General features: G+C 64.2%; 28 protein-coding genes. 27 read left to right on the plus strand and 1 reads right to left on the minus strand.

Annotated features, from left to right (window positions below; genetic code table 11):
• Window positions 1-211 precede the first annotated feature (211 nt).
• From tuf to AB4Y67_RS03050, 4 genes are all read left to right on the plus strand, one after another.
• On the plus strand, window positions 212-1,402 hold the full coding sequence (tuf, locus tag AB4Y67_RS03035) for an elongation factor Tu (RefSeq protein ID WP_441404340.1): 1,191 nt from the start codon (window positions 212-214) through the stop codon (window positions 1,400-1,402).
• A gap of 177 nt (window positions 1,403-1,579) precedes the next feature.
• Window positions 1,580-3,130: a carboxylesterase/lipase family protein gene (locus AB4Y67_RS03040; protein ID WP_441404341.1), complete on the plus strand. Its 1,551-nt coding sequence runs from the start codon at window positions 1,580-1,582 to the stop codon at window positions 3,128-3,130.
• Between the two features lie 87 nt (window positions 3,131-3,217).
• Entirely contained in the window at window positions 3,218-7,435 is a 4,218-nt protein-coding gene (locus AB4Y67_RS03045) for a hypothetical protein (protein ID WP_441404342.1), read from the plus strand.
• A gap of 47 nt (window positions 7,436-7,482) precedes the next feature.
• Window positions 7,483-7,608 (plus strand): hypothetical protein, encoded by a 126-nt coding sequence (locus tag AB4Y67_RS03050; protein WP_441404343.1) that lies wholly within the window; start codon window positions 7,483-7,485, stop codon window positions 7,606-7,608.
• Between the two features lie 9 nt (window positions 7,609-7,617).
• Here AB4Y67_RS03050 and AB4Y67_RS03055 read toward each other — a convergent pair whose 3' ends face one another.
• Window positions 7,618-9,045 (minus strand): GH1 family beta-glucosidase, encoded by a 1,428-nt coding sequence (locus AB4Y67_RS03055; protein WP_441404344.1) that lies wholly within the window; start codon window positions 9,043-9,045, stop codon window positions 7,618-7,620.
• Window positions 9,046-9,492: 447 nt separating this feature from the next.
• Here AB4Y67_RS03055 and rpsJ point away from each other — a divergent pair, with 447 nt between their 5' ends.
• From rpsJ to map, 23 genes are all read left to right on the plus strand, one after another.
• The gene (gene rpsJ / locus AB4Y67_RS03060) at window positions 9,493-9,801 is read left to right on the plus strand and encodes a 30S ribosomal protein S10 (protein ID WP_003803825.1); all 309 of its coding nucleotides are present in this window, start codon (window positions 9,493-9,495) and stop codon (window positions 9,799-9,801) included.
• A 17-nt stretch (window positions 9,802-9,818) separates the two neighbouring features.
• Entirely contained in the window at window positions 9,819-10,469 is a 651-nt protein-coding gene (gene rplC / locus AB4Y67_RS03065; RefSeq protein WP_024366134.1) for a 50S ribosomal protein L3, read from the plus strand.
• 4 nt (window positions 10,470-10,473) lie between these two features.
• Window positions 10,474-11,097 carry a 50S ribosomal protein L4 gene (rplD, locus tag AB4Y67_RS03070; RefSeq protein WP_346925353.1) on the plus strand — a complete coding sequence of 208 codons (624 nt, stop codon included), beginning with the start codon at window positions 10,474-10,476 and terminating at the stop codon, window positions 11,095-11,097.
• The gene (gene rplW / locus AB4Y67_RS03075) at window positions 11,094-11,399 is read left to right on the plus strand and encodes a 50S ribosomal protein L23 (RefSeq protein WP_056425233.1); all 306 of its coding nucleotides are present in this window, start codon (window positions 11,094-11,096) and stop codon (window positions 11,397-11,399) included. The genes rplD and rplW overlap by 4 nt, the downstream gene beginning before the upstream one ends.
• A gap of 29 nt (window positions 11,400-11,428) precedes the next feature.
• Window positions 11,429-12,268 (plus strand): 50S ribosomal protein L2, encoded by an 840-nt coding sequence (gene rplB / locus AB4Y67_RS03080; protein ID WP_441404345.1) that lies wholly within the window; start codon window positions 11,429-11,431, stop codon window positions 12,266-12,268.
• 12 nt (window positions 12,269-12,280) lie between these two features.
• Window positions 12,281-12,562, plus strand: coding sequence for a 30S ribosomal protein S19 (rpsS, locus tag AB4Y67_RS03085; RefSeq protein WP_018773666.1), 282 nt, complete (start codon window positions 12,281-12,283; stop codon window positions 12,560-12,562).
• Between the two features lie 38 nt (window positions 12,563-12,600).
• Window positions 12,601-12,966 (plus strand): 50S ribosomal protein L22, encoded by a 366-nt coding sequence (gene rplV / locus AB4Y67_RS03090; RefSeq protein ID WP_069949298.1) that lies wholly within the window; start codon window positions 12,601-12,603, stop codon window positions 12,964-12,966.
• Window positions 12,967-13,809 (plus strand): 30S ribosomal protein S3, encoded by an 843-nt coding sequence (gene rpsC / locus AB4Y67_RS03095; protein ID WP_441404346.1) that lies wholly within the window; start codon window positions 12,967-12,969, stop codon window positions 13,807-13,809.
• The gene (rplP, locus tag AB4Y67_RS03100; protein ID WP_123257072.1) at window positions 13,810-14,226 is read left to right on the plus strand and encodes a 50S ribosomal protein L16; all 417 of its coding nucleotides are present in this window, start codon (window positions 13,810-13,812) and stop codon (window positions 14,224-14,226) included. It begins immediately after the preceding gene.
• Between the two features lie 2 nt (window positions 14,227-14,228).
• Window positions 14,229-14,558, plus strand: coding sequence for a 50S ribosomal protein L29 (rpmC, locus tag AB4Y67_RS03105; protein ID WP_069949295.1), 330 nt, complete (start codon window positions 14,229-14,231; stop codon window positions 14,556-14,558).
• Window positions 14,555-14,863 (plus strand): 30S ribosomal protein S17, encoded by a 309-nt coding sequence (gene rpsQ, locus AB4Y67_RS03110; RefSeq protein WP_035739337.1) that lies wholly within the window; start codon window positions 14,555-14,557, stop codon window positions 14,861-14,863. The genes rpmC and rpsQ overlap by 4 nt, the downstream gene beginning before the upstream one ends.
• A gap of 505 nt (window positions 14,864-15,368) precedes the next feature.
• Entirely contained in the window at window positions 15,369-15,737 is a 369-nt protein-coding gene (gene rplN / locus AB4Y67_RS03115; protein ID WP_024366126.1) for a 50S ribosomal protein L14, read from the plus strand.
• 3 nt (window positions 15,738-15,740) lie between these two features.
• Entirely contained in the window at window positions 15,741-16,100 is a 360-nt protein-coding gene (rplX, locus tag AB4Y67_RS03120) for a 50S ribosomal protein L24 (protein ID WP_441404347.1), read from the plus strand.
• On the plus strand, window positions 16,100-16,681 hold the full coding sequence (gene rplE, locus AB4Y67_RS03125) for a 50S ribosomal protein L5 (protein WP_024366124.1): 582 nt from the start codon (window positions 16,100-16,102) through the stop codon (window positions 16,679-16,681). The genes rplX and rplE overlap by 1 nt, the downstream gene beginning before the upstream one ends.
• Before the next feature lie 95 nt (window positions 16,682-16,776).
• On the plus strand, window positions 16,777-17,175 hold the full coding sequence (rpsH, locus tag AB4Y67_RS03130) for a 30S ribosomal protein S8 (RefSeq protein ID WP_056425243.1): 399 nt from the start codon (window positions 16,777-16,779) through the stop codon (window positions 17,173-17,175).
• Window positions 17,176-17,193: 18 nt separating this feature from the next.
• Window positions 17,194-17,730 (plus strand): 50S ribosomal protein L6, encoded by a 537-nt coding sequence (rplF, locus tag AB4Y67_RS03135; protein WP_056425247.1) that lies wholly within the window; start codon window positions 17,194-17,196, stop codon window positions 17,728-17,730.
• A 2-nt stretch (window positions 17,731-17,732) separates the two neighbouring features.
• Window positions 17,733-18,116, plus strand: coding sequence for a 50S ribosomal protein L18 (gene rplR, locus AB4Y67_RS03140; RefSeq protein WP_441404348.1), 384 nt, complete (start codon window positions 17,733-17,735; stop codon window positions 18,114-18,116).
• A 26-nt stretch (window positions 18,117-18,142) separates the two neighbouring features.
• Window positions 18,143-18,823 carry a 30S ribosomal protein S5 gene (rpsE, locus tag AB4Y67_RS03145; RefSeq protein ID WP_173403037.1) on the plus strand — a complete coding sequence of 227 codons (681 nt, stop codon included), beginning with the start codon at window positions 18,143-18,145 and terminating at the stop codon, window positions 18,821-18,823.
• Between the two features lie 3 nt (window positions 18,824-18,826).
• The gene (gene rpmD, locus AB4Y67_RS03150) at window positions 18,827-19,033 is read left to right on the plus strand and encodes a 50S ribosomal protein L30 (protein ID WP_346925355.1); all 207 of its coding nucleotides are present in this window, start codon (window positions 18,827-18,829) and stop codon (window positions 19,031-19,033) included.
• Window positions 19,034-19,528, plus strand: a complete 495-nt coding sequence (rplO, locus tag AB4Y67_RS03155; protein WP_441404349.1) for a 50S ribosomal protein L15 — start codon at window positions 19,034-19,036, stop codon at window positions 19,526-19,528. It abuts the gene before it with no gap.
• A 187-nt stretch (window positions 19,529-19,715) separates the two neighbouring features.
• On the plus strand, window positions 19,716-21,026 hold the full coding sequence (secY, locus tag AB4Y67_RS03160; protein WP_441404350.1) for a preprotein translocase subunit SecY: 1,311 nt from the start codon (window positions 19,716-19,718) through the stop codon (window positions 21,024-21,026).
• 5 nt (window positions 21,027-21,031) lie between these two features.
• Window positions 21,032-21,601, plus strand: coding sequence for an adenylate kinase (locus tag AB4Y67_RS03165; RefSeq protein WP_441404509.1), 570 nt, complete (start codon window positions 21,032-21,034; stop codon window positions 21,599-21,601).
• 102 nt (window positions 21,602-21,703) lie between these two features.
• Complete coding sequence (gene map / locus AB4Y67_RS03170) at window positions 21,704-22,531, plus strand: type I methionyl aminopeptidase (RefSeq protein WP_441404351.1); 828 nt, start codon at window positions 21,704-21,706, stop codon at window positions 22,529-22,531.
• Window positions 22,532-22,597 lie beyond the last annotated feature (66 nt).

Here is a 22,597-nt window from a genome sequence, read left to right on the forward strand (position 1 = left end):
GAGATTCACCTGGTGCAGGTGGCCGCTTCCGGCCAGCGCCTTCCGGTCAAGCCGGGAGCGGCCATCTGCACCGACAGGCTCGAGGGACTAGTATTAGTTCCTGAATCTGCAATTTCATCAATCCAAAGCCCCCCAAGTAGACTTACTGAAGTTTCGCCGCGACAAGCGCGGTCGAAGGGTAAGTCATTTGAAAACGTTCTAGGAGGAACCTGTGGCAAAGGCAAAGTTCGAGCGGACTAAGCCGCACGTTAACATCGGCACCATTGGTCACGTTGACCACGGTAAGACGACGTTGACGGCCGCGATTTCCAAGGTGCTGTACGACAAGTACCCGTCTCTCAACGAGCAGCGTGACTTCGCGTCCATTGACTCTGCTCCCGAAGAGCGTCAGCGCGGCATTACCATCAACATCTCGCACGTTGAGTACCAGACCGAGAAGCGCCACTACGCACACGTAGACGCCCCGGGTCACGCTGACTACATCAAGAACATGATCACCGGTGCTGCACAGATGGACGGTGCAATCCTCGTGGTTGCCGCCACTGACGGCCCGATGGCTCAGACCCGCGAGCACGTCCTGCTCGCCCGCCAGGTTGGTGTCCCCTACCTGCTGGTCGCACTGAACAAGTCGGACATGGTCGATGACGAAGAGCTCCTCGACCTCGTCGAAATGGAAGTTCGCGAGCTGCTTTCGGCTCAGGGCTTCGATGGCGATGAAGCTCCGGTTGTCCGCGTCTCCGGTCTGAAGGCTCTCGAAGGCGACCCGGTTTGGGTCAAGTCCGTCGAGGACCTCATGGAAGCTGTCGACGAGTCCGTTCCGGACCCCGTACGTGACCGTGACAAGCCGTTCCTGATGCCGATCGAAGATGTCTTCACGATCACCGGCCGTGGCACCGTTGTTACGGGCCGCGCCGAGCGTGGAACCCTCGCCATCAACTCCGAGGTCGAGATCGTCGGCATCCGCCCGGTCCAGAAGACCACGGTTACCGGTATCGAGATGTTCCACAAGCAGCTCGACGAAGCATGGGCCGGCGAGAACTGTGGCCTCCTGCTCCGCGGTCTGAAGCGCGACGATGTCGAGCGTGGCCAGGTTGTCGTCAAGCCGGGTTCCATCACCCCGCACACCGACTTCGAGGCTAACGTCTACATCCTCTCCAAGGACGAAGGCGGACGTCACAACCCGTTCTACTCCAACTACCGCCCGCAGTTCTACTTCCGCACCACGGACGTAACCGGCGTTATCACCCTGCCGGAAGGCACGGAAATGGTTATGCCTGGCGACAACACTGAGATGACCGTTGCGCTCATCCAGCCCATCGCCATGGAAGATGGCCTCGGCTTCGCTATCCGCGAAGGCGGCCGCACCGTTGGTTCGGGACGCGTTACCAAGATCCTCAAGTAGTACTTGCTGATCTTTGTTAGATCTCTGATCGGGGTGGCCGTCTGACGGTCCCCGTGACGTAAGAACAGCCCCGCTGCACTCGCAGCGGGGCTGTTCTTTTTTGTCTGTCCTGCACATCCGCGGGGCTCGGGACCAACGCCCCTTACCTGCCCCGGCTGCTGCTTCCACGATGGTGTGATGAACGTGTTGGTCGCGACGGCCCAGGGGGAACTGCGGGGCAGCTTCGCCGATGGGGTGTACACCTTCCTCGGAGTCCCGTATGCGGCGCCGCCGACCGGCGCGAACCGTCTCCGGCCGCCACAGCCTGCGTTGGGTTGGTCCGGTGTCCGGAGCGCCACGAGGCTTGGGCCGGAGCCCCCGCAGGTGGCGCCGCCATCCATGGGCGGTCCGGCCGCGGGGGCTTCGGTGGACTGGTCGGAAGTAGTCAATGCCTTTGCGGATGTGGAGCGCGCCGCGCCGTCCGGCGAGTGCCTGAACCTCAACATCTGGACGCCGGGGCCCGGCGGGGCTGACCTGCCGGTGATGGTGTGGCTTCAGGGCGGAATGTTCGAGATCAGCTCGACGGCGGCCTACGACGGGAGCCGCTTCGCCCGGGACGGGGTGGTCTGCGTCGTCGTCAATTGGCGTCCGGGCGCGGAGGGGTTCCTGTATCTCGGCGACGGAATCGCGAACCTCGGCCTGCTCGACCAAGTGGCCGCGCTGCAATGGGTGCGGGAGAACATCTCGGCCTTCGGCGGGGACCCCGGCAACGTGACCGTCTTCGGCGAGTCCGCAGGGGCGATGAGCATCGGCATGCTGCTCTCGATGCCCCGCGCCGAAGGCCTGTTCCGGCGGGCGATCCTGCAGAGCGGCGCAGCCCATCAGGTAACGCCTGCCGCGGACGCGCTGCGCATCGCCGGGTACCTGGCCGGAAAACTGGGGGTGACAGCGACGCGTGAGGCGATCGCCGGCGTCGGGGTCCAGCGTCTGCTGGCGGCGCAGGCGGAGCTGAAGGGCGAGCTGCTCGCCGACCCGGACCCGGAACGATGGGGCAAGGCCGTGGTGGCGAGCGTTATGCCGTGGCAGCCCGTGGTCGACGGCGACATCCTGCCCGGCCCTCCGATCGAGCGGATCGCTGCCGGATCCGGCCGGCAGGTGGACGTCATCGTCGGCACGAATACCGACGACTGGCGGCTGTTTCTGTTCGTCAGCGGCGCGCTGGCAGGCATTACGGACGAGATGCTGACCGGTCCGGTGCGCACTTACGGCTATCAGTCCCTGGCGGCCTACGGGCTGACGGCCGGTCCTGCACTGTCCGCCTACCGGGCGAGGTACCCGGAGGCGGTTCCCGGCGATCTGCTGGCAGCGGTGCAGACGGACTGGTGGATGCGGATCCCGGCTATACGCCTGGCCGACGCGCACGCGAGCTCCACCACCTCGGGCACGTACATGTACGAGTTCGCCTGGGCCTCGCCTGGCCTCGGCGCGGTGCACGCGCTTGAGGTTCCGTTCGTCTTCGATACTGCCGCCGCGGACGCGCCGCTCTTCGGTCCGCTGCTGGGAAGCGACCCGCCGCAGCAGCTTGCGCACACGATGCACGCCGCGTGGCTCGCCTTCGCTGCCACAGGAGACCCCGGCTGGCCGAGGTATGACCCCGGCCGGAGGGCCACGATGCGATTCGACGCCGACTCCCGGGTTGTGGAGGATCCCCGGTCGTGGGAGCGGGCCCTGTGGAAAACCCTTCGCTGAGCCTCCGCTGGTGCTATATTTCATCTAGTCATTGGAGTTATTCAGGCTGGGCGGGTCCGGACAGCCGGCGACATGAAGGATCCCGCTATGCCGACGACCGTCCCCACCCTCCTGGTCCTTTTGCTGTTGGCAGGCGCATTCCTGGTGGGCATCCGCAAGGGGAGTGCCCGGGAACGCCGTCGTAGTGACGCGGTGAGCAGCGGGGCATTCGCAGCCGGATTCCGTGCCGGTCACCTCGAGGGGTGGAGGGACTGCGAGTCCGCCCGTGAGCTAGTGGCGAAGCCCGTCCTTCCCGCTCCCGGAACCCCCCAGCCGCCGCCCGGACCAAGCCTGCCGGCCCCGCCGGCACCCCCAATCCAGGAGGAGGTCCAGCCGGACGTCCAGCCTGCAGGCAAGTCTTCAGTCCAGCCGCGGCCCGGCGGTTCCCGTGGCTATCACCCGGTACCGCCGGTCGCGAACGCACCGCACGAACGGCTCCGGCCCCAGTCCGCGGCCCCGCAGCCCGCACACCCCGTCGTTCCGCAGGAGTCCGCCGCCGACCATGCCGCCCGCAAGGAGAAGCGGGACCGGCAGAACATCAACATCACCCTCTATGTCGCCAGCCTCCTGCTGGTGGCTGCCGGGGCCCTGTTCGTCGGCACATCCCTGCCGGAGGTCCTCCGCTTCGCCGGCGTCCTCGCCATCACGGCGCTGTTCTATGCCGGGGGACTGATCCTGCACACGAGGGCCCCGCGGCTCAGGCCCGCGGCTGTTGCGTTCGCCGGAACCGGGCTGGCCCTGATCCCGGTGGCCGGCCTGGCCCTGTACAGCTTCCTCCTGCATGACGCCGCGGGCGCCTGGCTGGTCACATCGTTCATCGGGACCGTGGCCTATGTTGCTGCCGCCGTCAGGATGGACAGCAAGATCCTCGCCTACCTGTCGCTGACGTTCGTCGTGTCGACGGCGTGGTCCGGGATTTCGGTCCTCGGCGGAGCACTGGCCTGGTACTTTGCCGCCCTGATCGGCTTCGCGGTCCTCCTGTCGCTGCTGGCACTGACGCGTCCGCGCTGGATGCCTGCTGCGTTCCTCAAGCCGCTGATGGACCTGCACCCCTTTGTGGTCCCGTCCGTCGCGCTGGCCGTCACCATCGTGCCCCTGCTGCTCGGCAAGGGCGAGTACGCGCTCATCATGGCCCTCTGTGGCGCCTACTTCGCGTTGATGGCCGCCGTTCCACAAAGCCGGTTCCGCGTCGCGCAGTACTACGGAGCGCGGGTGAGCCTCACTGTGGCGGCCGCTGCCGGAACCTGGGCTGCCAGTGAAAGCGTGCCGTGGGCGCTACTGACCGGCGTCGCGCTGGCAGCGCTCCAGTCCGTGCTTCTGGCGTCGGGGCTCAACGTGGTTCCGGCTGCGCTGCTGGGGTCAGCTGTACGACAGCGGTCGGACGCCCTCTGCACGTTCGGGCTGCAGTTGCTCCTGACCCTTTTGTGGGGGGCGGCGACCCTGTTCCCTGCCACCGTGGATCCAACCGTCGACGTGCCCGTATGGGTGCCGCTGGTGCTGGCGTTGCTCACCGGCATGGCCCTGGCAGTGGGGGTGGCGGAATGGGCGCCGGTGCCCGCCCTGATGCTGGTTGCCGCGTTCGGCGACCGCGCCGGTAACTGGACCCCGGCCGGGTTGCTGCTGCTGGTCGCACTGTTCTGGGCTGTGCGTTCCCTGCCCCGGAGGGAGCCCCTGCGGCTGCATTTCGTTCTCGCCGCCCGCATCGCGGTCACGGTGGCCGTGCCTGCGGTGGTGGCGGCCGTGACCGGCAGCGGTGCCGGGTCCGCGCCGGTGCTCTCCGCCTTCCTGCTGGCTCTGGTGCTGCAGCAACTCGCCACGGCGGGCCTTGTCCGGACGGGTGTGCCGTCGCTGGCCCCGGACGAGAGCCTGGTAGCATTCTCCCTCGCGGCGCTCCCCGTCCTCGCCGCACTGGTGGTCCAGGCCGACACGCGCGGGGGAACGCTCGCCGGTGCCGCGGTCGTGCTCCAGCTCCTCACATCCCTTGGCATCGGCTGGGCCACAGGCGGGGGAGCGGCGGCAGGATCTCCGTGGCGGCCCGGTGTCCGTGAACTGCTGCCACTGGGCATGGCGGCGGCGCTGGCCGGCCTGGCGTTTACCGCGGTCTCGCTCCCCGGCGGCAACACCATTCTCGCCCTGGCGGTGCTTTACCTGACGGTGCTTTACCTGACGGTGCTTTACCTGACGGTGCTCTACCTCGTCGCAACGGCGCTGCGCCGCGGCCGGCGCCAGCAGCGCTGGAGCTACTGGTGGATGGCCCGGGGGGCCGGCACTCTTCTGGTCCTGACCGGCTTCCACCAGCTCCGGCAGGAGAGCGGTCCGGTGCTGCTCGGCGGCGAGGACATCGCGGGCGCGTCGCTGGCCGTGCTGGTACTGGGGCTGCAACTGGCTTTCCCCCTGCTGGCCGAGGCCAGGGGCCGGGCACCCCGCGGTGTCATCACCGACGCCGCCGGGGTGCTGGTGCTGCAGGGTGCCGCCCTGGCTGTCCTCACGGCGTCCGCCCTGGACCACCAGACAACCGTGGGCCGGCAGCTGACCGCCGTCGTGGTCGTGATGGCCCTGAGCGCAGCGACGGCGGGGTTCGTGCTGCGGGCCCGTCCGCGGGCGGCGGTGTTCGCCCCGGTGGTGCTGGCGGCGCTCCTGCTGGCCCGGGCGGGCACCGCGCTCGATGTCGAGCTGGTGCTGGGCATCTTTGCCGGGTACAGCGCCGTGATGGTCGTGGCCGCAGCGTCTGGCACCGCCAAGGGCGGCTATTTCGCTGCGGCCCGGGTGCTGACCTTGGCCCTGGCCCTCGTGCTCAGCTATGACGCGACCGTCTCCGTCACCGCGGTCTCGGTGACCTTCGGGCTGGTTCTCGCGGGACAGCACGTGATCCGCTGGCTGATGCGGCACCGCCTGGTGGAGGTCCCGTTCCAGCAGGCAGCGGTGTGGATTACGCTCGCTGCCCAGGCGGTGCTTCCGCTCGGCTACCTGGCGGCGGACCCGGACGACGGCGGCCGCTGGGTCATCCTGCTGCACGTGGCGCTGCTGCTGGTCTCCGCCGCGCTGGCCAGCAGGGTCTTCGCGGCCCGCGGGGCGGCCTACCTGACGGTCTATGCCGCCGTCTTCGCCACGCTTGTTTTGGGGCCGCTGGCGCAGTTCAACGTCGGTTTCTCCGCCGGCGGTTTCCTTGACCGGCCCCTGCTGAGCCGGGACGGCGTGGTCGTGGTACTGCTCGTGCTGTCGCTGGCGGCCACCGCCGCGGGCGTGCTGTTCCGGCGGAAGGCGCGGGCCGACGTCGAGCGCTGGCTCTGGCTGGCCGCGTGCGGCGCCTTTGTCGGAACCGCCCTCCTGCTGGCACCGCCAGCGGCTGACTGGCTGGGCGGGGCAGCGGTCCTGGTGCTCGCAGTGGTTCTTTTGGCGGCATCACACCTAGAACGCTGGCCAGTGCTCTATGTGCCGGCTGTCGCGGCGGTTCTGGCCGGGGCCACCCTGGAAGCCGCCGAACTGCTGGAAACCGTGCCGGGCGCCTGGGGCAGTTACCTGCCGTGGCTGGCCGGTTGCGCTCCGGCTGCGGCGGCACTCTATGCCGTCAGGTGGCGGCGCCGCGGCCCCCTCGGCGCCGATCCGCTCCGGCGCTGGTCGCTGGCGGCTGCCGCGGTCCTGGGTCTGGGCCTCGCTGCGCTTTTCGGGCTGCGCTGGGACGCAACATCCTGGGCCGGCGCCGCGTTCGTGGCCATCACCGCCGCGGTGTGCCGCGCCGAAGTTCCGGCGGCAGCCCGCAGGGTGGCGGCGGAACTGGGACTGCTTGCCACGACGGCGGCCGTCCAGCGCGCTGTGCTGTTCACCGGACCCGGCTCCGGCTCCGCCTGGCCCGATTGGTTCTGGACGCTGCAGTGGTACGTGGTTCTCGCCGCGCTGCTGGGCGCGCTGCGCCTGGCGTCCGGGAACCGTCCGGCGGTCCGGGTGCTGTGGTCCGGGGCCGCCGGGCTGCTGACACTGTCCTGGCTGGGGATCATCTTCGGCGGCGATCCCGGAAAGCAACTCTGGGTCCTGGCGCTCATGGCGGTGCTGCTGATGGCGGGGCTGGCGTTCGGTGAACGGCTGTTTGTCTGGTGGGGCGCGGCGGGGGTGGGTCTGTGCATCATGTGGGCCATGCGCCAGTACACCTTCGCCCTGCTCGCCCTGATCGCAGCGGCCCTGATAGCGCTGGCGGTCTGGCGGCTGAACCGCAGCAAGCCGGCCGCCGGCCAGCCGGCACCCTACCGTGAGCCGGTGGACCATGGTTGACCGGAGCCGGGCGCTGATATCGTTGCTTCCAATGAAGGGAGCTCACAATGGGCTGGTTGATTTTCCTGTTGGTGGCCGTTGCCGTCGTTGTCGCTGTCGTCTGGGCTAAAAAGCACTTCCGCCAAGAGATTGAACGCGCCAAGCGCATTACACGGGCCAACAAGAACAAATAGCCCGCCGGCTCAGCCTTTCCGGGCCCTGCTGAGCGCCTGGTACCAGTAGTACGAATCCTTGGGCGTACGTTCCTGCGTGTCGAAATCCACGTGGACCAGGCCGAAGCGTTGGGAGTAGCCGGCGGCCCACTCGAAGTTGTCCATCAGGGTCCAGACGTAGTAGCCCAGCAGTTCGACGTCCTCGGCGATGCCCCCGGGGGACGTAGCGTCCAGGGCGTGGCCCAGGTGGGACGCGATGTAGCTGATCCGCTCCGCGTCGGCGATGGGGCCGGACACATGGTCGGGCTCGGGGAAGCTGGCGCCGCTTTCGGTGATGTACAGCGGCGGGAGCGCTCCGCCATACCTGTCCTTCATCTCACGGAGCAGCGGGCCCAGATGGTCCGGTGCCACCGGCCAGCCGAAACCCGTCGTCGTGTATTCCGGGAACGCCGCCATATGGAACGGCATCTTCGTCATCGCGTCCGTGTGCCCTGCGGGGCTCTCACCCGCGCCCCGTCCGGTGGCGACCTTCACCGGGTAGTAATAGTTCAGCCCATAGAAGTCCAGGGGCTGCTGGATGGTCCGCAGATCGGCGTCGGAAATCTTCCCCAGCGAACGGAACCAGGGCCTGGCGATGAGCGGAATCTTCGGGTACCGGCCCAACAGGATCGGGTCCGCGTACACCCGGTTCAGGACCAGGTCGAAGATGTTGGCCAGGAACCGGTCCGTCACCAAACGGGACGCGGGCCGTACCGGGGAATGCAGGTTGGTGACGCCCACGGTGCCCGAGACGGACTCCGCACGCAGCGCCTGCACGGCGAGCCCGTGGGCGAGGAGCTGGTGGTGGACCGCGGGCAAGGCATCGAAGAGCAGGTCATGGCCCGGGGCATGGACCCCCAGGGCATAGCCGTTGAGGGTCACTGATACCGGTTCGTTGAGCGTGACCCACTGGGCCACGCGGTCGCCGAAGCGCCGGCCGGCCGCCGCGCTGTACTCGGCGAAGCGCTCCGCAGTGGATCGGTTCAACCAGCCGCCGCGGTGCTCCAGGGGCAGCGGCGTGTCCCAGTGGTACAGGGTGGCCATCGGGGAGATGCCGGCCTCGAGCAGCCGGTCGATGAGCCGGTCGTAGAAGTCGAGCCCCTGGTTATTGAACGGTCCGGTGCCGTCCGGCTGGATCCGTGGCCAGGAGATGGAGAAGCGGTAGGAGTCGATGCCGAGGGCGCGCATCAGCTCGACGTCCTCGGGCGCCCGGTTGTAGTGGTCGCAGGCGACGGCGGGGGAGTGGCCGTCCTGGATGCTGCCCGGCTTCTCGACGAAGGCATCCCAGCCGGAGGGCCCCCGGCCGCCGGCCGCAAGGGAGCCTTCAATCTGGAAAGCGGCCGAGGCAACCCCCAGCTGGAACTCCGGGCTCAGGCGCGCGGCCAAGGCCTGGACTGCTACGGAATCCTGCACAGTCATGCCCCCAATCATCCCCACGGCGCCCGCCGAAGGCAATGAGCGCAAGCCCTGCCCCGGCGTCGCCAGCGCCCGGGCCGTGACACCGGGCCGACGTCCGGGCGGCGTCCGCACTGCTCCGTACAGCCGCTGATTCGCTTCTGCCCGTTAATTCCGGCATACTAGATGAGTTGTTCAAGCGCTCTTTCGCGTCCCGATCCGGATAATGCCGGGTGCCAGGGTCCAGGTAAGAGCCCAAACATAACCCACTCCCCAAGGAATTGCGGACGAGTACGCGTGGAAACCGCGACACGCCCGACCGCGGGGGTCGGTTGCGCCGGCAGGTTGAGGAACCCGGATTCATCCGGATTCAGCTTGTGCGGCGGGTGGTAGTTACGACTTCAAATGCTTCGGCAGCCGCACAACAGGTAAGTAAACAGAGCAGCATTTACTGAAAGAGAGTCAGGCGACATGGCGGGACAAAAAATCCGCATCCGGCTGAAGTCATACGACCACGAGGTCATTGACGTTTCAGCACGGAAGATCGTTGAGACGGTCACGCGCGCAGGCGCCACGGTAGTTGGCCCCGTGCCGCTGCCGACGGAGAAGAACGTTTACTGCGTAATCCGCTCTCCGCACAAGTACAAAGACAGCCGCGAGCACTTTGAAATGCGCACGCACAAGCGTCTTATCGACATCATTGATCCCACGCCCAAGGCTGTTGATTCGCTCATGCGTCTCGACCTGCCGGCCGACGTGAACATCGAAATCAAGCTGTAGGGAGGTGCTGAGAGACTATGACCGCAACCCGTAACGTAAAGGGCCTGCTGGGCACGAAGCTCGGCATGACCCAGGTCTGGGACGAGAACAACAAGCTCATCCCCGTCACTGTGGTCCAGGCTGACTCGAACGTCATCACGCAGCTGCGCAATGCAGACACTGATGGCTATGTCGCCGTTCAGATCGGCTACGGCCAGATCGATCCCCGCAAGGTTACCAAGCCGCTGGCTGGTCACTTTGAAAAGGCAGGCGTCACGCCTCGCCGCCACGTCGTAGAACTGCGCACTGCAGATGCTGACTCTTACGAGCTGGGCCAGGAGCTTTCTGTCGAGCTCTTCGAAGCCGGCCAGAAGATCGACGTCGTTGGCACCACCAAGGGTAAGGGCTTCGCCGGTGTTATGAAGCGTCACGGCTTCCACGGCGTTGGAGCTTCCCACGGTGCCCACAAGAACCACCGTAAGCCCGGTTCAATCGGTGGCGCATCCACCCCGAGCCGCGTCTTCAAGGGCATGAAAATGGCCGGCCGCATGGGCGCCGTTCGTCACACCACGCTGAACCTCACGGTCCACGCGGTTGACGTCGAGAAGTCGCTGCTCCTGATCAAGGGCGCCGTCCCCGGCGCCCGCGGCCAGGTCGTACTCGTACGCACCGCCGTGAAGGGAGCCTAGTTCAATGACTAGCACTGTCAAGGTTGACCTGCCTGCAGAGATCTTCGACGTACAGACCAACGTGCCGCTGCTGCACCAGGTCGTCGTTGCACAGCTCGCTGCTGCTCGCCAGGGTACCCACAAGACCAAGACCCGCGCCGAGGTTTCCGGTGCAGGTCGCAAGCCGTTCAAGCAGAAGGGCACCGGCCGCGCCCGTCAGGGTTCAATCCGTGCTCCTCACATGACCGGTGGTGGCGTTGTCCACGGCCCCACGCCGCGTGACTACAGCCAGCGCACCCCCAAGAAGATGATTGCTGCTGCACTGCGCGGCGCTCTCTCTGACCGCGCCCGTAACGGCCGCATCCACGTTGTCTCTGAACTGGTTGCCGGCACCAAGCCGTCCTCCAGCGCTGCACTGGCAACTCTGCGAGGTGTCTCCGAGCGCAAGAACCTGCTCGTCGTCATCGAGCGCGCCAACGATGTTGCCGCACTCTCCGTGCGCAACCTCACGGATGTTCACGTTCTGTACGCAGACCAGCTGAACACCTACGACGTTCTCGTTTCCGATGACGTTGTCTTCACCAAGGCTGCCTACGAAGCATTCGTTGCTGACCGGGCAGTGGCAAAGAACCAGGAGGATGCCAAGTGAGTGCAGCAACCCTCAAGGACCCGCGCGACGTCGTGCTTGCACCCGTCGTCTCGGAAAAGAGCTACGGCCTGATCGATGAGGGCAAGTACACCTTCCTGGTGGACCCCCGCTCGAACAAGACCGAGATCAAGCTGGCCGTGGAGAAAATCTTCTCCGTCAAGGTCGACTCGATCAACACCATCAACCGTGCCGGTAAGCGCAAGCGCACCAAATTCGGATGGGGTACCCGCAAGAACACCAAGCGTGCAATTGTGAGCCTCAAAGAAGGCACTATCGACATCTTCGGCGGTCCGCTCTCGTAGCGGAGACCACTTTAACGAGGAAATAAATTATGGGAATCCGTAAATATAAGCCGACTACCCCGGGCCGTCGCGGCTCGAGCGTAGCGGACTTCACTGAAATCACGCGGTCGACGCCGGAAAAGTCGTTGGTTCGTCCCCTCCCGAAAAAGGGTGGGCGTAACAACACCGGTAAGATCACGACCCGTCACAAGGGTGGTGGCCACAAGCGCCAGTACCGTCTGATCGACTTCCGTCGCCACGACAAGGACGGCGTCAACGCCCGCGTTGCCGAAATCGAGTACGATCCGAACCGCACGGCTCGCATCGCCCTTCTGCACTACGTTGATGGCACCAAGCGTTACATCATCGCCCCGAACAAGCTGGGCCAGGGTGACATCGTGGAAGCAGGTGCCGACGCTGACATCAAGCCCGGTAACAACCTGCCGCTGCGCAACATCCCGGTCGGTACCGTAATCCACGCAGTTGAACTGCGCCCGGGTGGCGGCGCCAAGATGGGCCGCTCCGCCGGCGCATCGATCCAGCTCGTTGCAAAGGAAGGCCGTTTCGCCCAGCTGCGTCTGCCTTCCGGCGAAATCCGCAACGTTGACGTGCGCTGCCGCGCAACGATCGGCGAGGTCGGCAACGCCGAGCAGTCGAACATCAACTGGGGTAAGGCCGGCCGTATGCGGTGGAAGGGCGTTCGCCCGACCGTCCGTGGTGTCGCCATGAACCCGGTCGACCACCCCCACGGTGGTGGCGAGGGTAAGACGTCGGGTGGACGTCACCCCGTCAACCCGAACGGTAAGCGCGAAGGCCGCACCCGCCGTCCCAACAAAGAGAGCGACAAGCTTATTGTTCGTCGCCGTCGTACTGGCAAGAACAAGCGATAGGAGCCTGGACACATGCCACGCAGCCTGAAAAAAGGTCCTTTCGTTGACCAGCACCTCTTTGTAAAGGTAGCCAGGGAAAACGAAAAGGGCACCAAGAACGTCATCAAGACCTGGTCCCGCCGTTCGATGATCGTCCCCGACATGCTCGGCCACACGATTGCCGTACACGACGGACGCAAGCACATCCCCGTGTTTGTCACTGAGTCGATGGTCGGGCACAAGCTCGGCGAATTCGCTCCCACGCGGACATTCCGCGGCCATGTCAAGGACGACCGTAAGGGCAAGCGCCGCTAGGCGCCTGCACTTACGTCAAAGACGAGAGAAGGAAAGCAATGGAAGCCAAGGCAATTGCGCGTCACATCCGCGTAACGCCTATGAAGGCCCGGCGCGTCGTCAACCTTGTTCGTGGTAAGCAAGCGAATGAGGCTCTGGCAATTCTGAAGTTTGCCCCGCAGGCAGCTTCGGAGCCGGTATTCAAGGTAGTTCAGTCGGCAATCTCCAACGCCCGGGTCCTCGCGGACCGCGACGGCGTGGCGTTTGACGAAGGTGACCTCATCATCAGCGAAATGTATGTTGATGAAGGCCCGACCATGAAGCGGTTCCAGCCGCGAGCCCAGGGTCGTGCATTTCAGATCAAGAAGCGCACGAGCCACATCACCGTGGTAGTTGCTACCCCGGAGAAAGAGGAGGCTCGCTAAGTGGGACAGAAAGTTAACCCGCACGGGTTCCGACTCGGCATCACCACCGATCACGTATCGCACTGGTTTGCTGACAGCACCAAGGCCGGCCAGCGGTACAAGGACTTCGTCCGCGAAGACATCCGCATCCGCCAGCTCATGTCCACGGGCATGGAGCGCGCCGGCATCGCCAAGGTTGAAATCGAGCGCACCCGCGACCGCGTCCGTGTGGATATCCACACGGCACGTCCGGGCATCGTTATCGGCCGCCGCGGCGCAGAAGCAGACCGCATCCGCGGCGAGCTCGAGAAGCTCACCGGCAAGCAGGTTCAGCTGAACATCCTCGAGGTCAAGAACCCCGAGATGGAAGCACAGCTTGTTGCCCAGGGCGTTGCTGAGCAGCTGACTTCCCGCGTGGCGTTCCGCCGTGCGATGAAGAAGGCCATGCAGTCCGCGCAGCGTGCAGGTGCCAAGGGCATCCGTATTGCTTGCTCGGGTCGACTGGGCGGCGCAGAAATGTCCCGCTCGGAGTTCTACCGTGAAGGCCGTGTGCCCCTGCACACCCTCCGCGCGAACATCGACTACGGCTTCTACGAGGCCAAGACCACCTTCGGCCGCATCGGCGTGAAGGTCTGGATCTACAAGGGTGACGTCACCGCCAAGGAACTGGCTCAGCAGGCAGCTGCTGCTCCGTCCCGTGGCCGTGGTGCCAGCGACCGCCCGGGCCGCCCGGGTGGCGCTGACCGTGGTGACCGTCGTCGTCGTAACGACCGCCCGGCCGAAGCAGCTCCTGCTGCCGAAGCTCCGGCGGCTGATGCAGCTTCTGCCGCACCGGCACAGGCAGCAGAAGGAGGACAGGCTTAAATGCTTATCCCACGTCGAGTCAAGCACCGTAAGCAGCACCACCCGGGTCGTTCCGGCGCTGCTACGGGCGGCACCAAGGTCTCCTTCGGTGAATGGGGTATCCAGGCTCTGAGCCCGGCATACGTCACCAACCGTCAGATCGAATCTGCCCGTATCGCGATGACCCGCCACATCAAGCGTGGCGGCAAGGTCTGGATCAACATCTACCCGGACCGTCCGCTGACGAAGAAGCCTGCCGAAACCCGCATGGGTTCCGGTAAGGGTTCTCCGGAATGGTGGGTCTCAAACGTCAAGCCGGGCCGGGTTCTCTTTGAGATCTCCGGCGTCGAGGAATCGGTTGCCCGCGAGGCACTGCGCCTGGCGATCCACAAGCTCCCGTTGAAGGCACGCATTCTGCGTCGCGAAGGTGGTGAATAGAAATGTCAGTAGGATCCAAGGAACTTGCATCCGCACAGCTGGACGGTTTCGACAACGAGCGACTCGTTGAAGAACTCCGTAAGGCCAAGGAAGAGCTGTTCAACCTGCGTTTCCAGTCCGCCACCGGCCAGCTGGAGAACCACGGTCGGCTGCGCGCGGTAAAGAAAGACATCGCACGCATCTACACCGTTCTCCGTGAGCGCGAGCTGGGCATTCGTGCCGAGGTTGCCGCACCGGTTGTGGAAGCCAAGGAAGAAAAGAAGTCCAAGAAGGCTGCAACCAAGAAGGCTGACAAGGCTGAAACGGTTGAGACCGAGGAGGACGCCAAGTGAGTGAAAAGGACGAGAACGTGACGGAAACTGTTTCCGGCGCAGCTACGGCTGACGAGCGCGGTTACCGTAAGACGAAGCGCGGCTATGTGGTCTCGGACAAGATGGAAAAGACCATTGTTGTCCAGGTCGAGGACCGTGTGAAGCACGCCCTCTATGGCAAGGTCCTTCGCCGCAACACGAAGATCAAGGCTCACGACGAAGAGAACAGCGCCGGCATCGGCGACCTCGTTCTCCTCGCCGAGACCCGCCCGCTCTCCGCTACCAAGCGGTGGCGTCTGGTGGAGATCCTCGAGAAGGCTAAGTAACACCCGCAGCTTCCCTGTACAGGGGATCTGTTGAGAAACCCCCGTTCCCCTTTGGGAGCGGGGGTTTCTCCATTCTCCGGGTGGTGCCAGGGGGGCCAGCGCGTCACGTGCTGCAGGTTTTCAGCCGCCGTACGACGCCGGCGGGCCGGGTTTCCGGGGGAGCGCGGGGGCCGGCGGGCCAAGAGTGTGCCGTGCGCGACGCCGTCGTCTGTGGTATTGGCCGATTCTGGCTGAGGCCCAAAGCGTGCTAAGATTTTGAGTTTGTATGGCGCTATCTTTGCGCCGTCAGTAAACCTCGTAAACAATCGTGCCACGGCATAGTGCCCCCTCGCGCCCCGACCCGTCGGGAAATTCGTCTGGGAAGCAAATGTTTTTGGCACGGGAGTTTAGGCCTGGTCTGGCAAAATCCAGGCAGGTCAAGAGACACCCCGATCAACCGTTCCGCAAGGCTCATTCCGTAGGAAGATTTTCGGTCTGAGAACCAGCGCGACGCAAGGAGTAAATAGTGATTCAGCAGGAGTCGCGACTCAAGGTCGCCGACAACACGGGTGCTAAGGAAATCCTTACCATTCGCGTTCTCGGTGGATCTGGCCGTCGCTACGCAGGCATTGGCGACGTCATCGTCGCTACCGTCAAGGACGCAATTCCGGGCGGCAACGTAAAGAAGGGCGACGTCGTCAAGGCTGTCATCGTCCGTACCAAGAAGGAACGCCGCCGTGCGGATGGTTCCTACATCAAGTTTGACGAGAACGCAGCTGTGATCCTGAAGGCTGACGGTGACCCCCGCGGTACCCGTATCTTCGGACCGGTTGGTCGTGAACTTCGCGATAAGAAGTTCATGAAGATCGTTTCTCTGGCTCCGGAGGTGCTTTAGTCCATGGCTAAGATCAAAAAGGGTGACCTGGTTCAGGTCATCACTGGCGCCAAGGCTGAGCGCGGCGGCGACAAGGGCAAGCAGGGCAAGGTCCTGCGTGTTTTCCCCGAGACCAACCGCGTGCTGGTCGAAGGAATTAACCGCGTAACCAAGCACACCAAGGTCGGTCAGTCGCAGCGCGGCACCAAGACCGGTGGCATTGAAGTCGTCGAGGCTACGATCCACATCTCCAACGTGGCTCYGGTTGACCCGTCCACCAAGAAGCCCACCCGCGTCGGTTTCCGCACCGAGACCGTTGAGCGCGATGGCGTGAAGCGCGAAGTGCGTGTCCGCGTGGCCAAGAGCTCAGGGAAGGACATCTAATGACTGAGACTCTCGAGACTCCGGCAAGCAAGATCGTTCCTCGTCTGAAGACCAAGTACGCGGATTCCATCAAGAGCACGCTCGTTGAGGAATTCAAGTACGAGAACGTCAACCAGGTTCCCCGTCTGGTCAAGGTCGTTGTGAACATGGGTGTTGGAGATGCCGCCAAGGACTCCAAGTTGATCGACGGCGCTGTCCGCGATCTGACCCTGATCACCGGCCAGAAGCCGCAGGTAACCAAGGCCCGCAAGTCGATCGCACAGTTCAAGCTGCGCGAAGGCATGCCGATCGGTGCACACGCAACTCTGCGTGGGGACCGCATGTGGGAATTCCTGGACCGTCTGGTCACGCTGGCTCTGCCGCGTATCCGCGACTTCCGGGGCCTCAGCGGCAAGCAGTTCGACGGCAACGGCAACTACACCTTCGGTCTGACCGAGCAGGTTATGTTCCACGAGATCGACCAGGATTCCATTGACCGCGTTCGCGGCATGGACATCACCGTCGTGACCACTGCCAAGACCGATGACGAAGGCCGCGCGCTGCTCAAGGCGCTTGGCTTCCCGTTCAAGACCGAAGATTAATCTAGCTACGTAAAAGGTCCGTCCGTGCCGGTTCCGAACTTCGTTCGGAAAGACTGCACGGCGGAAACCGTTATGAGGAAGGGCATGAGCCCACCATGACAATGACAGATCCCGTCGCAGACATGCTTACGCGTCTGCGCAACGCAAACTCGGCATACCACGATTCCGTGTCTATGCCGTACAGCAAGCTCAAGGCACGCGTTGCCGACATCCTGAAGGCCGAAGGTTACATCGCCTCCTGGAAAGAAGAAGACGCTGAGGTTGGCAAGAAGCTGACCCTCGAGCTCAAGTTCGGTCCGAACCGCGAGCGTTCCATCGCTGGCGTTCGTCGTATTTCCAAGCCGGGACTGCGCGTTTACGCAAAGTCCACCAACCTGCCGCACGTGCTCGGTGGCCTGGGTGTCGCAATCCTGTCCACCTCTTCCGGCCTCTTGACTGACAAGCAGGCCGGCAAGAAGGGCGTGGGCGGCGAAGTCCTCGCTTACGTCTGGTAACGGGAAAGGAAGAGAATAATGTCACGTATTGGACGTCTCCCCATCACCGTTCCTGCCGGCGTTGAGGTCAAGGTTGACGGCTCTGTCGTCAACGTCAAGGGTTCCAAAGGCGAGCTGAGCCACACTGTGCCCAGCCCGATCGAGGTTTCCCTGGAAGATGGCACCCTGACTGTCGCCCGCCCGAACGACGAGCGCGCCTCACGTTCGCTGCACGGCCTGACCCGCACCCTGATCGCCAACATGATCCAGGGTGTCACCGCAGGCTACGAGAAGAAGCTTGAAATCGTCGGTACCGGTTACCGCGTTCAGGCAAAGGGTGCTGACCTGGAGTTCGCTCTGGGCTACAGCCACCCGGTTAACATCACGGCACCGAACGGCATCACCTTTGCAGTAGAGACCCCGACCAAGCTCTCTGTTTCAGGTATCTCCAAGCAGCAGGTCGGCGAGGTTGCTGCCAACATTCGCAAGCTGCGGAAGCCGGACCCCTACAAGGGCAAGGGCATCCGTTACGCAGGCGAAGTCATCCGCCGCAAGGTCGGAAAGGCTGGTAAGTAACCATGGCGATCGCAATTAACAAGAAGCGTACGAACAAGAGCAAGTCTGCCCAGCGCAGCCGCCGCCAGCTTCGTATCCGCAAGCGCATCTCCGGCACGGCTGTACGTCCGCGTATGGTCGTCAACCGTTCCGCACGCCACGTATTCGTCCAGGTTGTCGATGACACCAAGGGCCTGACCGTAGCGAGCGGCTCCACTTTGGAAGCCGACCTTCGTGCATTCGACGGTGACAAGACTGCCAAGGCCAAGCGCGTTGGCGAGCTCGTCGCCGAGCGTGCCAAGGCTGCCGGTATCGAAGCAGTTGTCTTCGACCGCGGTGGTAACAAGTACCACGGCCGGATCGCCGCCGTCGCTGACGGCGCACGTGAAGGTGGGCTGGCACTGTGACCGAAAATAACGAAAAGGACATTCAGGTGACTGAAGCTGTAGCTGCTCCGGCAACTGAGACCGCTGCGCCTGCTACCACTGATGACCGCCGTGGTGGCGCTCGTCGTGGCGAGCGTGGCGACCGCGGCCAGGGCCGTGGCGACCGTGGTGGCCGTGGTGGCCGCGATGGTGGCCGCGAAGCCGAAAAGAGCCAGTTCGTAGAGCGCGTCGTAACCATCAACCGTGTTTCCAAGGTCGTCAAGGGTGGTCGTCGCTTCAGCTTCACCGCCCTCGTCGTCGTCGGTGACGGCAACGGTATGGTCGGCGTCGGCTACGGCAAGGCTAAGGAAGTTCCTGCCGCCATCGCGAAGGGCGTTGAAGAGGCCAAGAAGTCCTTCTTCCGCGTTCCCCGCATCGGCAGCACCATCCCGCACCGTGTTCAGGGTGAAGCCGCCGCAGGCGTCGTTATGCTGCGTCCGGCTTCCGCCGGTACCGGTGTTATCGCCGGCGGTCCGGTCCGTGCAGTACTGGAGTGCGTGGGCATCCACGACATCCTCTCCAAGTCGCTCGGTTCCTCCAACGCCATCAACATCGTGCACGCGACCGTTGACGCGCTGAAGCGCCTCGAAGAGCCGGCAGCAGTGGCAGCACGCCGCGGCCTCCCGCTCGACGAGATCGCCCCGCCGGCAATGGTGAAGGCGCTCCTGAACCAGAAGGCAGGTGTCTGAGTCATGGCTAAGAACGTGCTTGTCTCCGACGCAAAGTTGGAGATCACTCAGATTAAGTCCGCCATTGGCGGCAAGCAGAACCAGCGCGACACCCTGCGGTCCCTCGGCCTGAAGCGGATCGGACACACCGTTGTCCGCACCGCCGACGCCGTGACTGTCGGCATGGTCAACACGGTTCCGCACCTGATAAAGGTAGAGGAGGCGAAGTAAATGGCAGAGAAGAACACCGCCGAAAAGGCACAGGGCGCCACTGCTGAGAAGCAGAACGCACTGAAGGTTCACCACCTGCGTCCCGCCCCGGGTGCCAAGACCGCCAAGACCCGTGTTGGTCGTGGTGAAGGTTCCAAGGGTAAGACCGCCGGTCGCGGTACCAAGGGTACGAAGGCCCGCTACCAGATCAAGGCTGGCTTTGCCGGCGGCCAGCTGCCGCTGCACATGCGCCTCCCGAAGCTGCGCGGCTTCAAGAACCCGTTCCGGGTTGAGTTCCAGGTTGTAAACCTGGACAAGCTCAACGAGCTGTTCCCGGAAGGTGGCGACGTCACCGTGGAGAACCTGGTCGAAAAGGGTGCCGTTCGCAAGAACCAGCCCGTCAAGGTGCTGGGCACCGGCGACATCACCGTCAAGGTGAATGTCACCGCGCACGCATTCTCGGCCAGCGCCGCAGAAAAGATTGAAGCAGCAGGCGGCAGCACCACCGCCCTCTAACGAGGCGGCGGGGCAGTTGCCCGTTGTGGAAAACTCCCGGTACCAGGGGCTCAGGCCCTTGGTGCCGGGAGTTTTTCTGTTTTTCCCGGCCCTGCGATTGTTCGCAGGGCGCGAACACCCGTTAGACTCGGTTGTTGGGTTTATTTGACCTATCTCACATGACTTTACTTATTCATCAGGAGGACGCTTGCTTAGCGCATTTGGCCGGGCCTTTCGCACGCCTGATCTGCGACGCAAGTTGTTGTTCACGCTGGGAATCATCACAATCTTCCGCTTGGGTGCCTTCATCCCCTCGCCTGGTGTGAACTACCAGAATGTCCAGCAATGCTTGCAGACCGGTCAGACCTCGGGCGGTATCTACCAGCTCGTCAACCTGTTCAGCGGCGGTGCGTTGCTGCAGGTGTCCGTCTTCGCCCTCGGCATCATGCCGTACATCACGGCCAGCATCATCGTCCAGCTGCTCCGGGTGGTCATTCCCCGGTTCCAGGAGCTCTACGAGGAGGGCGCCTCGGGCCAGTCGAAGCTGACGCAGTACACGCGTTACCTCACCATCGCTCTGGGTCTGCTGAACGCCACGACGCTGGTGTCGCTGGCGCGCTCCGGCCAGCTGCTGCCTAATTGCCAGCTGCCGATCATCCCGGACGACAGCATCGTCACCACGATCCTCATCATCATCACGCTGACGGCCGGCACCGGCCTCATCATGTGGATGGGCGAGCTCGTGACCGAAAAGGGTGTCGGCAACGGCATGTCGCTGCTCATCTTCACGTCCATCGTTTCCAGCTTCCCCGGCTCGCTTGGTGCCATCTGGACCTCGCAGGGCCCGGGAACGTTCTTTATGGTCCTGGTCATCGGCCTGCTGACCGTGGCCGCGGTGGTCTTCGTGGAGCAGTCGCAGCGCCGCATCCCGGTGCAGTACGCAAAGCGGATGATTGGCCGCCGCACTGTGGGCGGCACCAGCACCTACATCCCGATCAAGGTGAACATGGCCGGCGTCGTGCCCGTCATCTTCGCCTCCTCGATGCTGTACCTGCCGGGCCTGATTTCCCAGTTCAACCAGCCCAAGCCCGGCGAGCCCGTAGCGCCGTGGGTTGAGTGGATTAACAACAACCTCACCCGCGGTGACCACCCGATCTACATGGCCCTCTACTTCGCCATGATTGTGTTCTTCACGTACTTCTATGTTGCGATCACTTTCAACCCTGAAGAAGTTTCTGACAACATGAAGAAGTACGGCGGCTTCATTCCGGGTATCCGTGCCGGCAAGCCGACGGCGGACTACCTGCAGTATGTGCTTTCCAGGATCACCCTCCCCGGTGCCATTTACCTGGGATTCGTGGCACTGATTCCGCTCGTTGCCCTGGTCCTGATCAACGCCAACCAGAACTTCCCGTTCGGCGGCACCTCGATCCTGATCATGGTCGGCGTCGGTTTGGAGACCGTCAAGCAGATTGATGCGCAGCTACAGCAGCGTCACTACGAAGGGCTTTTGCGATGACGAGAATGTTGATTATCGGACCTCCCGGCTCCGGCAAGGGAACACAGGCGGAACGTATTTCGGAGCGCCTCGGCGTCGTCGCGATTTCCACCGGCGACATCTTCCGCGCCAACGTCAAAGGTGAGACTCCGCTTGGCATCGAAGCCAAGAAATACATGGATGCCGGCGACTTCGTCCCGGACAGCGTGACCAACAAGATGGTCCGCGACCGCCTCAGCGAGGACGACGTCGAGAACGGCTTCCTGCTGGACGGCTACCCGCGCACCACCGCGCAGGTGGACTACCTCGACGGGATCCTTGCAGACGGCGAACAGAAGCTCGACGTCGTCCTGCAGCTCACGGCCGACGACGAGGAACTTGTCACCCGCCTGCTGGGCCGGGCCAAGGAAACCGGACGCACCGACGACAACGAAGCCGTCATCCGGCACCGCCTTGACCTGTACCACGGCCAGACGGAGGCCGTTGTCGCCAAGTATGCCGACCGCGGCATCCTGACCCGTGTAGACGGCATCGGCGGCATCGACGAGGTCACTGACCGCGTTATGCAGGCCATCAAAGAGGCCCAGTCGGCCTGATCGGCCACGGACCTTGAGGCCCCTCCCGGAACACCGGGAGGGGCCTCAGCCATTTGGCCGACCGCTCCAGAGCGGCACGGCCCCATCGAAAGGAAATTGCGGATGGCATTCGGCCAGCCACGCATCGAGTACAAGACCAACGCCCAGATGCGCGCCATGCACGGGGCCGGGCTCGTCCTGAGCCGCGCCCTGGACGCCGCTGTTGCGGCCGCCGCTCCGGGGAAAACCACCCAAGACCTCGACGCCGTGTTCGCGGCGGTGCTCAAGGATGCCGGCGCGACATCAAATTTCCTTGGCTACCACGGGTTCCCCGCCACGATCTGCACCTCGGTCAACGAGGAAGTCGTGCACGGTATCCCCGGCGGCCGCGTCCTGCAGGACGGGGACATCCTCTCGATCGACGGCGGCGCGATCCTCGACGGCTGGCACTCCGACTCGGCCCGCACCGTGATCGTCGGCACCTCGGACCCCGAGGACCAGCGGCTCTCCGATGTCACCGAAGCCGCGATGTGGCACGGGATTGCGGCGCTGGCCACTGGAAAGTTCGTCGGCGACGTCGGCAACGCGGTGGACGACTACGTCTCCTCCGTGCCCGGCAAGGCGCTGGGCATCCTCGAGGACTACGTGGGCCACGGCATCGGCTCGGAGATGCACATGGCCCCGGATGTACCGAACTACCGCACCAACCACCGCGGGCCCAAAATCCGCCCGGGACTGTGCCTGGCCATCGAACCGATGCTGGTCCGCGGAAGCATCGACACCGCCGTGCTGGAGGACGACTGGACCGTGGTGACCACCGACGGCAAACGGTCCTGCCAGTGGGAGCATTCCGTGGCGGTCCACGAGAAGGGCATCTGGGTGCTCTCCGCGCCGGACGGGGGAGCCGCGAAACTGGCCCCGCTCGGCGTCGTTCCCGTCCCGATTCCCTAGGCGCTGGACCCCGGCACGCGGCGCCGGCGTCACGGGCCATCGCGTGCCATCGCCCGTGACACAACA

It is taken from the genome of Arthrobacter sp. YAF17, from assembly GCF_052113365.1.
In the GTDB taxonomy this organism is placed as follows: domain Bacteria; phylum Actinomycetota; class Actinomycetes; order Actinomycetales; family Micrococcaceae; genus Arthrobacter.